The organism is Methylomonas rapida (genome assembly GCF_024360925.2).
Taxonomy (GTDB): domain Bacteria; phylum Pseudomonadota; class Gammaproteobacteria; order Methylococcales; family Methylomonadaceae; genus Methylomonas; species Methylomonas rapida.
Window position 1 is genome coordinate 176,903 of record NZ_CP113517.1, and the last position, 14,115, is coordinate 191,017.

A 14,115-nucleotide genomic window follows, 5' to 3' on the forward strand; every position below is an offset into this window, starting at 1 on the left:
ACATGTACGAATTGGTTTTGCTGTTTTTTCAAATCACCATTTTCAAGAAGGGGCCGCAGGACGTGCCGGTGTCCGCGTTTGTATTGAAGCTGTTGTTGCCGGTTTACGTGGCGGTCAATTATCTGATTTTGCTGATGAACGGCGCGCTGTCCACGGCGCTGCTGCAGATTTTGGCCGATTTCGCGATGATCCTGCTGTTTTGCTGGCCGCTGTTGTATGTTGCCGGCAAAAGCCATCGCTTCCCGCAAACCCTGGCGGCGATGATAGGCACCGACATCGTCCTCAGTTTCCTGGCCTTGCCGGCGATTGCCACCTTGAATACGCAGGCCAACGATCTGGCCTACTTTTCGATGCTGACGCTGGTGTTGTGGCGCTGGCTGGTGACTGGGCATATCATGAAGCACGCGCTGGATAGATCCTTGTTTTTCGCTTTGGGCTTGGCGCTTTTGTATATCATGTTGTCCTCGCAGGTGATGGCCGCGCTGTTTCCCGAGATCGTCAGCAATCCAGAATGAGGTGGAGATGAATAGCTATAAACACATTTTATTGGCCGTGGACTTTTCCGAACACGGCAAACAGGTGTCGAGCAAAGCGCGGCAACTGGCCGAGCAAAACCAGGCCAAATTAAGCCTGGTGCATGTGGTCGAAAATCTGCCGATCACCGATGCCGCGTACGGTCCGATCCCCTTCGATGTCGATCTGACCCAGGAATGGCTGGATGCCTCCAAAAAGCGGCTGGCCGATTTCGGCGCCGAAATCGGCGTGCCCGAGCAACGGCAATGGCTGGAAATGGGCAGCGCGAAACTGGAAATCGTTCGCGTGGCCGAAGAAAACGAGGTCGATCTGATCGTGGTCGGCTCGCATGGTCGCCACGGTCTGGCCTTGTTGCTGGGTTCCACGGCCGATGGCGTGTTGCATCATGCCAAATGCGACGTGCTGGCGGTACGCTTGAAAGATGATTGAGCTGGTACTGGGCGGCGCGCGTTCCGGCAAGAGCCGTTATGCCGAACGGCAAGCCATCGCCGCCAATTTACCGGTGACCTATGTGGCGACGGCCGAAGCCGGTGATGACGAAATGCATCGACGTATCCAGCATCATAGGCAGCGCCGGCCCGGAAATTGGCGGACGCTGGAAGAACCGATTCAATTGGCCGAAATCATCCGGCAGCATGCCAGCCCCGATACTTGTCTGTTGGTGGATTGTCTGACGCTGTGGCTCAGTAACGTGTTGTTCGATAGGCAGGGTAATCTGCAGGAAAGCTTGTTCGAAACCCAACGAGCCGCCTTGCTGGACGCCTTGAGCCAATGTAAAGGTCCCGTGATCATGGTCAGCAACGAAGTGGGCATGGGCGTCGTGGCCGCCGATCCCTTAACCCGTCGTTTCGTCGACGAAGCGGGTTTTTTGCATCAAGCCCTGGCCCAACTGTGCGATAGCGTGGTCTGGGTGGTCGCGGGTTTGCCGCAAAAACTCAAATAAACCTAAAAACATCAATAGCCCACGAAATACACGAAGGCAGGCAATGGGGGCTCTGAAAGTCATAATGAATCAAGCGGCGGAACACTTGGAAAAAGCTAACGCTTTTTCACTCCAACATCACGCGGGGGAGTGCGATGGCTTTAGCTATCGCATTCAGTGCAAATCTTTCCGGCTTGCTCGTTTTCTCCCGGTAGAGGTGACTTTCTTTTTACGGGGTGTTGCGGCACTTTCATGATCGTTCTTCGCCTGAGCTCAGGACAGGTTTTGTGTATTTCGTGGACCAACATCTTTTCCCAGGATAAATGAAAGCTCTATTTGCCCAGATTGCCGCCCCGGATGCGGTGTTTGCACAGCGCGCGCTGGCCAGACAAACCCAACTGACCAAGCCGCCTGGGTCGTTGGGTCTGCTGGAACAGTTGGCGGTCAGGTTGGCCGCGATGCAGCGCCGCGACGATCCCAGTTTGGAAAACATTCATATCAGCATTTTCGCCGCCGATCATGGTATCGCCGATGAAGGCGTTTCCGCGTTTCCGCAAGCCGTGACGATCGAAATGGTGAAAAACTTCGTTGCCGGCGGGGCCGCGGTCAATGTGTTGGCCAGACAGGCGCAAGCCTATTTTGAGGTGGTCGACGTAGGCTTGCGTCAAACCGTCGATTTGCCGGGCGTGGTAACGCAGCGCGCGGGTTGTGGTACCGAAAATTTCAAAATCAAACCGGCCATGACGGCCGAGCAATTGGTTACGGCACTGAATGCCGGCCAAGCGGCGGTCGGGCGGGCGCTTGCCAACCAAGCCGATGTCTTCATCGGCGGCGAAATGGGTATTGCCAATACCACCAGTGCCAGTGCCATTGCGGCCGCGTTGTTGGATGTGAGCGTTCGCGACATTACTGGCGCAGGCACTGGCCTGAGTCCTGAGCAAATCGGCATCAAGGCAGTGATCATCGAGCAAGCGTTGCAATTGCATGGGGCGGCATTGAACACGCCGCTGGCGATTTTGCAACATGTGGGTGGTTTTGAGATCGCGGCGCTGACCGCGGCTTATATCCATGCGGCGCAGCGGGGCTTGCCGGTATTGGTGGATGGCTTCATCTGTAGCGTGGCGGCCTTGCTGGCGGTCAGGGTCAATCCGGACTGTGGCGCCTGGTTTTTTTATGGTCACCGTTCCGAGGAAAAAGGCCATAAAATAGTGTTGGACGCGCTGGCCGCCGAACCGATTCTCGATCTGAAGATGCGTCTAGGCGAAGCCAGCGGCGCGGTGATGGCCGTTCCGATTTTGCAGATGGCGTGTCGCCTGCATAATGAAATGGCCACTTTTTCTCAAGCAAACATAACAACAGGATAATAAAAAATGCTTGGACACTTAGAAAGTTACGACGAACGCTGCCAAACCGGCGTGGTAAAGCACGATGGCAAATTTTACGAATTTCATCTGGATCAATGGACTTCACAGCAGCCGCCCAAGGAAGGCGATGATGTCGATTTCGTCGAAGAAAATGGCGAAATTACCGAGATTGGTCCCGTCGGCGCTTATCTGGTGGATAGCCAGCCGGTAAAAAGCCGCATCGTCGCGGCTTTGCTGGGGGTGGTTTTGGGCGCGATCGGCCTGCATCGGATGTATCTGGGCTTTTGGGGCCTGGGCATCACGCAAATCATTGTAACTTTTATAACCGGCGGCTTTGGTGTAGTCTGGGGCTTTATCGAGGGCGTTTTGATATTTACCGGCCATATCAACAAAGACGCCAAAGGCCGGTTCCTGAAATAATCGGGCAACATGGTACAAGGTCAAACAGACCTTGTGCCCTTTAACTTTTCAACATGGATTCATTTCTAATCGCACTGCAGTTTTTGACGCGTATTCCGGTCAGCCGATCCTTGCCTCACGATGATGCGGCAGTGGGGCGTTCGGTACTTTATTATCCCGTGGTGGGTTTTTTGCTTGGACTGGTGCTGAGCGGCCTGGCGTTGGCCTTGGCAGCGGGGCCGGACATGGTGGCCGCGGCAGTGGTGTTGACGGCTTGGGTCTGGCTGACCGGAGGCTTGCATCTGGACGGTCTGGCCGACTGCGCCGATGCGTGCGTGGGCGGCTTGGGTGATCGACAGCGCAGTTTGGCGATCATGAAGGATCCTGCGGCTGGGCCGATTGCGGTGGTGGTTTTGCTGTTAGTGTTATTGCTGAAATGGGCTGCCGTACTGGCGTTGTTGCAGCAGAACAATTTCATTTGTTTGCTGGCCGCGCCCATACTCGGCCGTAGCGCGGTGTTATTGCTGATGCTGTCCACGCCTTATGTCAGAACGAATGGCGTGGCCGAGAAGATGACGCAACATTTTCCGTTCGTCGAAGCTCGTTGGGTGGTGGTCATTTCGCTGGTTTTTGTCGGTGTGCTGATGGGTTGGGCCAATGTGCTGTTGGCGGGCGTGCTGTTGTTATGGTTGCGCTATGCCGCGTTGGTTCGTTTGGGCGGCGTAACCGGCGATGTGTATGGCGCGGCCGTCGAGTTAATCGAAACCGCCGCGCTGCTGGCGGTGGTTTTATTGTGAATACTCATCGCTTCAGCGACCAGGAATTGGCCGGCGTCTACCGTGCCATTGCCGAACGCCGCGATATGCGCCATTTTTTGCCCGATCCGATTGACCCCGAGACGCTTACGCGACTGCTCAACGCCGCGCATCAAGCCGGTAGCGTTGGCTTGATGCAGCCGTGGCGTTTCATTCGCATTACCGATAACGCATTGCGCGGTCGCATCCATGAACTGGTGGAGGCGGAACGTCGCCTGACCGCCACCGCGCTGGCACAGCGTCACGATGAATTCATGCGCTTGAAAGTCGAGGGCATACGCGACTCTGCCGAGTTGTTGGTCGTTGCCTTACCCGATCAGCGCGAAAAGCATGTTTTCGGTCGACGTACCTTGCCAGAGATGGATCTGGCCTCGGCGGCCTGCGCGATTCAAAATTTGTGGCTGGCGGCGCGCGCGGAAGGCTTGGGGATGGGCTGGGTCTCGCTGTTCGATCCAGCCGCCTTGGCCGAGCTGTTGCAGATGCCGTCGGGTAGCCGGCCGATTGCGATCTTGTGTCTCGGGCACGTCGCCGAGTTTTATCCCAAACCGATGCTGGAACTGGAAAATTGGGCCGTGCCGCAACCCTTGTCAGCGATGGTTTTCGAGAACGGCTGGCGCGATGATTCCTAAAGCGCTGATGGTGCAGGGCACCACGTCCGATGCCGGCAAAAGCACCTTGGTCACGGCCATTTGCCGCTATTACCGCCGGCAAAACATCGCCGTGGCGCCGTTCAAGCCTCAGAACATGGCGCTGAATAGCGCCGTCACGATCGACGGCGGCGAAATCGGTCGCGCCCAGGCCGTACAGGCGGCCGCCTGCGGTTTGCCAGCGCATAGCGACATGAATCCGGTGTTGTTGAAGCCCAATACCGATACCACAGCGCAAGTCATCATTCATGGCCAGGTCTTGCAAAACCAATCGGCCAACCAGTACCACGATTACAAAAAGGTCGCCAAACAGGCGGTATTGGCTTCCTGGGCGCGCTTGAACAGCCAGTATCAAGCCGTCATCGTCGAAGGGGCTGGCAGTCCGGCCGAGATCAATTTGCGTGCTGGCGACATCGCCAACATGGGCTTTGCCGAAGCGGTCGATTGTCCGGTGATATTGGTTGCCGACATCGACCGCGGTGGCGTGTTCGCACATATCGTCGGCACGTTGGCGTTGTTGTCCGCCTCGGAGCGCAAGCGGGTGATAGGCTTTGTGATCAACCGCTTTCGTGGCGACATGGCCTTGTTGCAGTCGGGGCTGGATTGGCTGGAACAGGAAACCGGCAAGCCGGTGCTGGCGGTGTTGCCCTATCTGCATGATTTGTATCTGGAGGCAGAGGATGCCTTGTCCAGTCGTCATGCCCACCAGGCTGGCGAGCAGGCTTTCAGGGTGGTCGTGCCGCATCTGCCGAGCTTCAGCAACCACACCGATTTTGACCCGTTGCAATTGCATCCCAGCGTGGACGTGCATTTCGCCAAGCATCCGGATCATGTCAATGGCGCGGATTTGATCGTATTGCCAGGCAGCAAGTCAGTCCGCAGCGATTTAATTCGGCTAAGACAGCAAGGTTGGGAGGGTTTCCTGCACAGGCATTTGCGCTACGGCGGCAAAGTGCTGGGCATTTGCGGCGGTTTCCAAATGCTCGGCCGGGCGATACACGACCCGCACGGCGTCGAAGGCGAATCGGGCAGCGCCGAGGGCTTGGGCGTGTTGGACATGGAAACGACCTTGCATACTGCTAAATGCCTGCGTCAAGTCAAGGGGCTATTTGCGGAAAAAGCGGTGGCCGTGCAAGGTTATGAAATCCACATGGGCATCAGTCAGGGGGCGGCTTTGTCCAGACCGTTGTTCAAATTGGCCGATAGGGACGATGGCGCGATTTCGGCGGACGATCAAGTGGCGGGCAGTTACGTGCATGGCTTGTTCGACGTTCCCGAAGCCTGCGACGCCTTGCTGGCGTGGGCCGGCCACACACAGCGCCAGGCCGTGGATTTTCATGCCCTGCGCGAGGCCGGCATCGATCGCATCGCCGATGCCTGGGCCGAACATTGTGACTTTGCCAAACTGGATGCGGCGTTGTCGGCGTTCTATGGCGCGTGAAAATCTATGGGTTGCTGGCTACCTGCTGCCGGTAGGCGCTTTTGATGGCTTGCGCCAGCTCGTGCACCGCCATCGCATAATGCGTGCTTTGGTTGTAGCGGGTGATGACGTAAAAATTGGGGTATCCCAGCAGATATTGGTCCTGGTCCGCATGCCTGAGCCACAACAAACGCAAGGGCTCGTTGCACTGGCAGTCTGTCGTTGGCATCAAGCCCGCTTGCTGTAAGGTGCTGAGCGGATATTGTTTGTCCAGACCCGGTTCCAGCGTGGCGACGGACGGATTGCCGCGTATCGGCGACACGACGGGTTGCCCAGGCTTCCAGCCGTGCTTGGCAAAGTAATTGGCCACGCTGCCAATGCTGTCTTCCGGATTCCACAGGTCGCGCTTGCCGTCGCCATTGAAATCCACCGCCCATTCCAGGAAGCTGCTGGGCATGAATTGCCCCAAGCCCATCGCGCCGGCAAAGGAGCCGACGGGTTTGGCCGGATCGAGGCCTTCGCCGCGCGACATCACCAGAAAATTTTCCAGTTCGCCGCGGAAATAATCGCCCCGGCGTTGATAATCGAAAGCCAGCGTGGTCAACGCATCGATGATCCTATGATTGCCGACGAAGCTGCCGAATGTGGTTTCGACGGCCATGATGCCCAGGATGTATTCGTCTGGCACACCGTATTGCTGGCTGGCGCGCTGCAAGGTGGCCTGATGGCGCTGCCAGAAATCGACGCCGGCGTTGATGTGTCTGGCATCGAGAAACTTGGCGCGGTAACGCGACCAACTGCCCTTGCCGGGTTTGCCGCCCAGGCTTTGATCGGACTTGGCCAGATAATCCAGCGTCCACTGTTTCCGCTTGGCTTGGGAAAACAGGCCGTTCAAATAGTCGCGTTCGAAGCCATGTTTCTGCACCATGACGTCGATGAACCGTTGCAAGGCCGGATAGCCGGCGTAGTCGCCGGTGATCGAGCTTGCCCGGTAAGCGCCGATGCTGGTCAGCGGGCGCAAGTACGGGGTGGCGGTTCTGGCTTGGCTGGGCGCCGCTTGCTGGGTTGGACCGCTGCGGGCGCGGTTGAAATTCTGCTCGGTTTTTTCCGGCGACGTAGCGCAGCCGGCAAAAAACAACAGCGTCAGACCAAGAGCCAGACGATTTGAAAAAGAGACTACTGCTTTCATGCTCGGTTATTTATACAGGCTGCCACCGTCTTCGTCGGTTTCGGTCAGCCTCATTTCGTCGTTATCGAAATTCGCGTTTTCAGCGCCCAGTTTGATCATCAACCTGACTTCGTTGCGGGAGTCGGCGGCATTCAAGGCGTCTTCATAGCTGATCTTGCCGGCGGTGTACAAGTCGTACAAGGCCTGGTCGAAGGTTTGCATGCCATGCTCGCGCGAGTTTTTCATCAATTCCTTCAGTTTATGCACTTCGCCCTTGCGGATCAAATCGGAAACCAACGGCGTGTTCAGCAGGATTTCGATCGCCGGATAACGGCCCTTGCCATCGGTACGCTTGACCAGTTGTTGGGCAACGATGCCGCGCAGGTTAAGCGATAAATCCATGAAGATTTGACTGTGCATGTCTTCCGGGAAGAAATGCAGAATCCGATCCAGCGCCTGGTTGGCGTTGTTGGCGTGCAGGGTGCATAAGCATAAGTGGCCAGTCTCGGAGAAGGTGATCGCATGCTGCATGGTTTCCTTGGTGCGGACCTCGCCGATCAGAATCACGTCCGGCGCTTGGCGCAGGGTGTTTTTCAGCGCCACTTCGTAAGACTCGGTATCCAAGCCCACCTCGCGCTGGGTGATGATGCAACCCAGATGCGGGTGCACGAACTCGATGGGGTCTTCTATCGTGATGATATGGCCGTTGCTGTTCTCGTTACGGTGGCGTATCAAGGCCGCCAGCGAGGTCGATTTACCGGTGCCGGTGGCGCCGACGAACAATACCAGGCCGCGTTTGTACATGATCAGTTCTTTCAGAACGGGCGGCAAGTGCAGTTCTTCCGAGGTCGGAACGGTGGTTTCGATGCGGCGCAGCACCATGCCGGCGGCATCGCGTTGGGTAAAGGCGCTGACACGGAAGCGGCCCAGGCCTTCCACGCCCAAGGCAAACTGACATTCCTTGGTATGTTCGAATTCGTCCTTATGCCGTTGATCCATGATGCTGAGCACCACGCGCATCGCTTGATCGGAGTTCAGCACGTTTTTGGAAACTTCAACGACTTTGCCGTCGATTTTCATGCACGGCGGTTTGCCGGCGGTGATGAATAAATCCGAGGCCTTTTTTTCCACCATCAAGGCCAATAATGCTTTGAAATCCATGACAGGCTCCTGAAGTTAACGGAACAAATCTTTGTTGACGGCTTTGACCATGGCCGATTTGGCGGTGATCAAGCCCTTGTCGACCATTTCTTTTAAATTTTGATCCAGGGTCTGCATGCCGTCCTTGCGGCCGGTCTGGATTGCCGAATACATTTGCGCGACCTTGGCTTCCCGGATCAGATTGCGGATCGCCGCAGTGCCGACCATGATTTCGTGGGCGGCAATCCGGCCACCGCCGACTTTTTTCAGCAGTGTTTGCGAGATGACGGCCTGCAAGGATTCAGACAGCATCGAGCGGATCATGTCTTTTTCCGCGGCTGGGAACACGTCGATGATACGGTCTATGGTTTTCGCCGCCGAGGTGGTGTGCAGGGTGCCGAACACCAAGTGGCCGGTTTCCGCCGCGGTCAGGGCCAGACGGATGGTTTCCAGGTCCCGCATCTCGCCGACCAGGATGATGTCCGGATCTTCCCTCAGCGCCGAGCGCAAGGCTTCGTTGAAGCCGAGGGTGTCCCGGTGCACCTCGCGTTGGTTGACCAGGCATTTCTGGCTTTCATGCACGAACTCGATCGGATCTTCGACCGTCAGGATGTGGGCATAATCGTTGGTATTGATATGGTTGATCATCGCCGCCAGCGTGGTGGATTTACCGGAACCGGTCGGACCGGTCACCAGAATCAGGCCGCGCGGCTTGGTGCAGAGCTCTTCGAAAAATTTCGGCGCCCCCAGTTCTTCCAGCGTCAAGACCTTGGAAGGAATGGTCCTGAACACAGCGCCCGCGCCTCTGTCCTGATTGAACGCGTTGACACGAAAGCGGGCGACGCCGGGCAGGGCGAAGGAAAAGTCGGTTTCCAGGAATTCCTCGTAATCGCGGCGCTGCTTGTCGTTCATGATGTCATAGATCAGCGCATGGACTTCCTTGTGATCCAAGGCCGGGATATTGATGCGACGGATATCGCCGTCGACCCGAATCATGGGAGGTAAACCGGCGGACAAATGCAAGTCCGAGGCTTTGTTTTTAACGGAAAAAGTCAATAATTCGGCGATGTCCATGACTCAATTACCAGGGGTTGAAGTGAAAACAAGTGGGGAAGCATAGTACAGGATTGTCGTTGATCTTGCCGGCGATAGGCGTTGGCGAGTCGAAACGTCTCGATAACGCGAAAGTAGCTGCGTCAGCGAAGTTCACGGCGCTGCGCGCATTGGATGCAGTAATTGGCATAAGGCAATGCCGCCAGGCGCTCTTTTCTAATCGGTTCGCCGCAGAGCAAGCAAATGCCGTAGGTGCCGGCGTCGATTCGGGAAATGGCCTGCTTGATTTTTTCCACTTCGGCGCGGGTCGTGTTGCCTAGCGCATCCAACACCTCGTCGTTTTCGGCTTCGACGGCTTGTTCGGAAAAATCCTGATCCAGGGGCTTGTCGATATGTTTGACGTCATCGGTGATTTTGCCCAAACGGTCGTCCAGTTCTTCCAGCATCTCCAGCAGATGATTGCGCACGTCTTGATATTCTTTCATGTAAGGTCTCCGCAGCAAGGCTGCCTATTGCGTGATGGCGCCCATTCCAATGGCGTTTCGAGCGTAGGGTTCTTATACAATGAAGCGGGCACAGGCGCAATATCGAAGCCCCAAGGCTGTGACATGGCGCAAGCGTATCGAGGTATGTCAGACTATACTCGACTTTAACTCATCAGCATTGGGAGCACGGCATGGGCAAGATACTCGTCAAAAACTCTATCGTCGAGCTCGACGGCGACGAAATGACCCGCATCATTTGGCGTTTCATCAAGGACGCGCTGATTCTGCCCTATCTGGATTTGCCCATAGAATATTATGATTTGGGCATGGAAAACCGCGATGCCACCGATGACCAGGTGACGATAGAAGCCGCTCATGCCATCAAGAGGCACGGCGTCGGCATCAAATGCGCCACGATCACCCCTGATGAAGCCCGTGTCGCCGAGTTTGGCTTGAAGAAGATGTACAAGTCGCCCAACGGTACGATACGCAACATCCTCGATGGCACCGTGTTCCGCGAGCCCATCATTTGCAAAAACGTGCCGCGTCTGGTGCCGAATTGGACCCAGCCTATCTGCATCGGCCGCCATGCCTTCGGCGATCAGTATCGCGCCACCGATTTCGTGACACAAGGCAAGGGCACGCTGAAAATCAGCTTTACCCCGGACGATGGCGGCCCCGAGCTGTCTTACGAGGTTTACCATTTCGAGGGCGACGGCGTGGCGTTGGCGATGTACAACACCGACGAGTCCATCGCCGGCTTTGCCCGCAGTTGCTTCAATGTGGCCCTGGATCGCGGCTGGCCTTTGTACCTGTCTACCAAGAACACGATCCTGAAAAAATATGATGGCCGCTTCAAGGACATCTTCGAGGCAATCTACCACGCCGAATTCAAACCGCTATTCGCCGCCAAAGGCATCGTCTATGAACACAAATTGATCGACGACATGGTGGCTTCGGCGCTGAAATGGAATGGGGCTTTCGTCTGGGCCTGCAAGAATTACGACGGGGATGTGCAATCGGACACGGTGGCGCAAGGTTTCGGCTCGTTGGGGCTGATGACGTCGGTATTGGTGACGCCGGACGGCAAGATCCTGGAGGCCGAAGCCGCTCACGGCACCGTTACGCGGCATTATCGCCAGCATCAGCAAGGTCAGCCGACCTCGACCAATCCGATTGCGTCCATCTTTGCCTGGACCCGCGGTTTGGCTTTTCGCGGCAAGCTGGATGGCAACGGCGAATTGATCCGATTTTGCCAGACGCTGGAGCAAGTTTGCGTCGAAACCGTCGAAGCAGGCCTGATGACCAAGGATCTAGCCTTGTGCATCCATGGTGAGCAGTTGCAAGCCTCGGATTATTTGACCACCGAGGCATTTCTGGACGTTTTGCGGGCCAATTTAGAGAAAAGCCTGGCTTGAGGCATTGCAAGCGCGGACTGGGGACAGGGCGTGCTCAATCAGGGTACAGGGCTTTGATATCGTCGGGTTTGGCGTAATCGACGCCGACACTGATGACGAAGCTGGAGACTTGCTCGATGTCCATATTGGAGCTGATTACCTTGGATTTATGCACCATCACGGTAAAGCCCGAGGTCGGATTGGGCGAGGTCGGCACATACAAAATATAACAGTCGCCGATGCGGTTGGTTACATAGGCCGGTACCCACATGCCGTCCTTGGGGTACTCGACGTAAACCGTTTCTCGTACTTGCGATTCTTCCGTGGTCAGAAACAGGTTCAACAATTTGCGGGTGACCCGGTAAAGACTGCCGATCAAGGGTATGCGCAGGATGAAGGATTCCAGGTAATACAGCAGATGGGCCCTGTCATGCTTCAACAACTTGCCGAAGTAGGCTAACAAGCCGATGGCGACGGCAAACAACGCAACCGTTACCAGGGGATTTTCATATCGACCATGCACCAGCAGTACAAAGTCGCGCAGAAAACGCTCTATGTACACCACGATTTGAAAAACCAAGGCAATCGGCAGAAAACCGATGACGCCGATCAGTACATAGTCGATGACTGTTTTCAGGTTGTCTTTCATGATCGATTCCTCTAATAGTTTCGGCAGATTTGAATTACCTGAAGCTGCGCAATCGCCTTGCAATTTATACTTATCGCTGTAGGCTAGAGCTTGTTAATCCTAAACCAATCCACATCGTGATTTCAAAAAAAACTTTGATCATAGCGGTTTCACTGGTTTTCGCCGTTGCGCTCGTCATTTACAGTCGTAGGCCCCGGCTGGTTGAAGTGGAAATCCATACTCTTGCCGACGGTGAAGTGCAAGCGACGGTGGCCAACACGCGGGTCGGTACGGTCAAGGCCTGCCGCCGTGCTTATTTGGCGCCAGCCACCGGTGGCCAGGTTGCCGCGCTGCATGTGCGGGAGAGTGACAAGGTCAAACAAGGGCAATTGCTGCTGGAAGTATGGAATCAGGATTTGAAAGCCCAAGTCGAATTGCAAAAGGCGCAAATCGAAGCCAGTCGCGCCAGCGCGGAACAAGCCTGTTATTTGGCGGGCGGCGCGGAGCGCGAAGCCGAGCGATTGTCGCGCTTGCAACAAAACAAGCAGATCGTTTCGGTAGAGCAGGTCGATAAATCCGTGACCGGCAGTAAATCGCAACGGGCCGCGTGTCGCGCCGCGCGGTTGGCAACAGAAGTTGCTGGAGCACAATTGGCGGTTGCCGAAGCCGCGGTGCGCAGAACCATGGTGCTGGCGCCATTCGATGGCACGGTGGCTGAGGTCAATGCGGAACTGGGTGAATTCGTCACGCCGTCGCCGCCCGGCATTCCGACCTTGCCGCCCATCGATCTACTGGATGTCAGCTGTCTGACGGTGTCGGCGCCGATAGACGAAGTCGATGCCGCCGCAATCAGAACCGGCATGAAGGCGTGCGTGTCGCTGGATGCTTTTGCCGACAAACGCTGTTCCGGCGTCGTGACCCGCATCGCGCCCTATGTGCTGGAAAAGGAAAAACAGGCGCGCACGGTGGAAGTGGAGGTTACTCTGAAAGATCCCAAGGATTTGGCGGAATTGCTGCCGGGTTATAGTGCCGATATCGAAGTGTTGCTGGCGCAAAAAGACCGGGCCTTGCGCCTGCCGGCCGAGGCGATTTTGGAAAATAACCGGGTGTTGCTGATCGACGACAATAATGTGCTGCATGAAAAAACTTTCCAGCCGGGTTTGGCTAATTGGAATTTCACCGAAGTGCTGGCTGGTCTCAAGGCTGGCGATAGGGTGGTGTTGTCGGTGGGCAAGGAAGGCGTGGTGGATGGCGCGCAGGTCAGCATCAAGCCATGATAGAGCTCAATGGTATTCGTCGTTATTTCCAGGTTGGCGAGCAAACGGTACATGCGCTGAATGGTGTCGATTTGTTGGTCGAGCGCGGTGAATATGTCTCGGTGATGGGGCCGTCGGGTTCCGGAAAGTCGACGCTATTGAATATCATTGCCTTGCTGGATCAACCTTCGTCCGGCCGCTATATTCTGAACGGCAATGATGTTACACGGCAGAGCGATGATGAACTGGCACGGGTTCGACGGGACAACATCGGTTTTGTGTTTCAGTTTTTTCATTTGATTCCCCGCCTGACCGCCGCCGAAAACATCGAAATGCCGATGATTTTGGCCGGTATCGATAGTCGCCAGCGCAAACAAAAGGTGAGGGAGGCTTTGCTATCGGTGAATCTGCTGGACAGGTCCGAACACAGGCCGAATCAGTTGTCCGGCGGCCAGCTGCAACGCATCGCGATTGCCCGGGCCATGATCATGCGGCCGGCGATACTGCTGGCCGACGAGCCGACCGGCAATCTGGATAGCAAAGCCGGCTTGGAAATCATCGAGTTATTGGAGCAGTTGAATCAACAGGGCGTGACCTTGATGATCATCACCCATGACAAAGCTATCGGCGAGCGCGCCAAGCGGCGCATCAGGATCGTGGATGGGGCAATTGTAGTTTGATGTCGACGGGGCCGACGATGGTCAAAAGTGGCCTGGGTCTATTCAGACGCTGGGCATGAATCATTTGAGCCTCCAGCTGCATTTCTGCGCATAAGGCACAGGCGGCGCCTTGTAAAAGCGCGGATTCTTCCGCTGAAATTTCGCTGCCGCAGCGTGGGCAATAGACTGTTTTGCGCACTTTTTTCATGGGGACCTCGGGGGCATGAA

At 56.1% G+C, this 14,115-nt stretch carries 16 protein-coding genes; 11 read left to right on the forward strand and 5 right to left on the reverse strand.

Annotated features, from left to right (window positions below; translation table 11 throughout):
- The first annotated feature begins 2 nt into the window (after positions 1–2).
- The 8 genes from NM686_RS00805 to NM686_RS00840 all read left to right on the forward strand — a co-directional run bounded on the left by NM686_RS00805 (position 3) and on the right by NM686_RS00840 (position 6,122).
- Positions 3–515: a hypothetical protein gene (locus NM686_RS00805; protein WP_255190045.1), complete on the forward strand. Its 513-nt coding sequence runs from the start codon at positions 3–5 to the stop codon at positions 513–515.
- Between the two features lie 7 nt (positions 516–522).
- Entirely contained in the window at positions 523–963 is a 441-nt protein-coding gene (locus NM686_RS00810) for a universal stress protein (RefSeq protein WP_255190046.1), read from the forward strand.
- The gene (gene cobU, locus NM686_RS00815) at positions 956–1,477 is read left to right on the forward strand and encodes a bifunctional adenosylcobinamide kinase/adenosylcobinamide-phosphate guanylyltransferase (RefSeq protein WP_255190047.1); all 522 of its coding nucleotides are present in this window, start codon (positions 956–958) and stop codon (positions 1,475–1,477) included. The genes NM686_RS00810 and cobU overlap by 8 nt, the downstream gene beginning before the upstream one ends.
- Before the next feature lie 302 nt (positions 1,478–1,779).
- The gene (gene cobT / locus NM686_RS00820) at positions 1,780–2,820 is read left to right on the forward strand and encodes a nicotinate-nucleotide--dimethylbenzimidazole phosphoribosyltransferase (protein ID WP_255190048.1); all 1,041 of its coding nucleotides are present in this window, start codon (positions 1,780–1,782) and stop codon (positions 2,818–2,820) included.
- Between the two features lie 6 nt (positions 2,821–2,826).
- On the forward strand, positions 2,827–3,240 hold the full coding sequence (locus tag NM686_RS00825; protein WP_255190049.1) for a TM2 domain-containing protein: 414 nt from the start codon (positions 2,827–2,829) through the stop codon (positions 3,238–3,240).
- 53 nt (positions 3,241–3,293) lie between these two features.
- The gene (locus tag NM686_RS00830; protein WP_255190050.1) at positions 3,294–4,016 is read left to right on the forward strand and encodes an adenosylcobinamide-GDP ribazoletransferase; all 723 of its coding nucleotides are present in this window, start codon (positions 3,294–3,296) and stop codon (positions 4,014–4,016) included.
- The gene (gene bluB, locus NM686_RS00835; RefSeq protein ID WP_255190051.1) at positions 4,013–4,663 is read left to right on the forward strand and encodes a 5,6-dimethylbenzimidazole synthase; all 651 of its coding nucleotides are present in this window, start codon (positions 4,013–4,015) and stop codon (positions 4,661–4,663) included. The genes NM686_RS00830 and bluB overlap by 4 nt, the downstream gene beginning before the upstream one ends.
- Positions 4,653–6,122, forward strand: a complete 1,470-nt coding sequence (locus NM686_RS00840; protein WP_255190052.1) for a cobyric acid synthase — start codon at positions 4,653–4,655, stop codon at positions 6,120–6,122. The genes bluB and NM686_RS00840 overlap by 11 nt, the downstream gene beginning before the upstream one ends.
- A gap of 4 nt (positions 6,123–6,126) precedes the next feature.
- On the opposite strand, the gene mltB is transcribed toward NM686_RS00840, so the two are convergent.
- The 4 genes from mltB to NM686_RS00860 all read right to left on the reverse strand — a co-directional run bounded on the left by mltB (position 6,127) and on the right by NM686_RS00860 (position 9,947).
- Positions 6,127–7,290, reverse strand: a complete 1,164-nt coding sequence (mltB, locus tag NM686_RS00845) for a lytic murein transglycosylase B (RefSeq protein WP_255190053.1) — start codon at positions 7,288–7,290, stop codon at positions 6,127–6,129.
- Between the two features lie 6 nt (positions 7,291–7,296).
- Positions 7,297–8,430, reverse strand: a complete 1,134-nt coding sequence (locus tag NM686_RS00850; RefSeq protein ID WP_255190054.1) for a PilT/PilU family type 4a pilus ATPase — start codon at positions 8,428–8,430, stop codon at positions 7,297–7,299.
- Between the two features lie 15 nt (positions 8,431–8,445).
- Positions 8,446–9,483: a type IV pilus twitching motility protein PilT gene (locus NM686_RS00855; protein WP_255190055.1), complete on the reverse strand. Its 1,038-nt coding sequence runs from the start codon at positions 9,481–9,483 to the stop codon at positions 8,446–8,448.
- 122 nt (positions 9,484–9,605) lie between these two features.
- Positions 9,606–9,947 (reverse strand): TraR/DksA family transcriptional regulator, encoded by a 342-nt coding sequence (locus tag NM686_RS00860; protein ID WP_255190056.1) that lies wholly within the window; start codon positions 9,945–9,947, stop codon positions 9,606–9,608.
- A gap of 191 nt (positions 9,948–10,138) precedes the next feature.
- Between NM686_RS00860 and NM686_RS00865 the strand changes: the two genes are divergently transcribed.
- Positions 10,139–11,365 carry an NADP-dependent isocitrate dehydrogenase gene (locus NM686_RS00865; RefSeq protein WP_255190057.1) on the forward strand — a complete coding sequence of 409 codons (1,227 nt, stop codon included), beginning with the start codon at positions 10,139–10,141 and terminating at the stop codon, positions 11,363–11,365.
- Between the two features lie 34 nt (positions 11,366–11,399).
- On the opposite strand, the gene NM686_RS00870 is transcribed toward NM686_RS00865, so the two are convergent.
- Positions 11,400–11,993 (reverse strand): DUF502 domain-containing protein, encoded by a 594-nt coding sequence (locus NM686_RS00870; protein ID WP_255190058.1) that lies wholly within the window; start codon positions 11,991–11,993, stop codon positions 11,400–11,402.
- A 119-nt stretch (positions 11,994–12,112) separates the two neighbouring features.
- Here NM686_RS00870 and NM686_RS00875 point away from each other — a divergent pair, with 119 nt between their 5' ends.
- Complete coding sequence (locus NM686_RS00875) at positions 12,113–13,249, forward strand: efflux RND transporter periplasmic adaptor subunit (protein WP_269022883.1); 1,137 nt, start codon at positions 12,113–12,115, stop codon at positions 13,247–13,249.
- The gene (locus NM686_RS00880; RefSeq protein ID WP_255190060.1) at positions 13,246–13,908 is read left to right on the forward strand and encodes an ABC transporter ATP-binding protein; all 663 of its coding nucleotides are present in this window, start codon (positions 13,246–13,248) and stop codon (positions 13,906–13,908) included. The genes NM686_RS00875 and NM686_RS00880 overlap by 4 nt, the downstream gene beginning before the upstream one ends.
- The last annotated feature ends 207 nt before the right edge of the window (positions 13,909–14,115 follow it).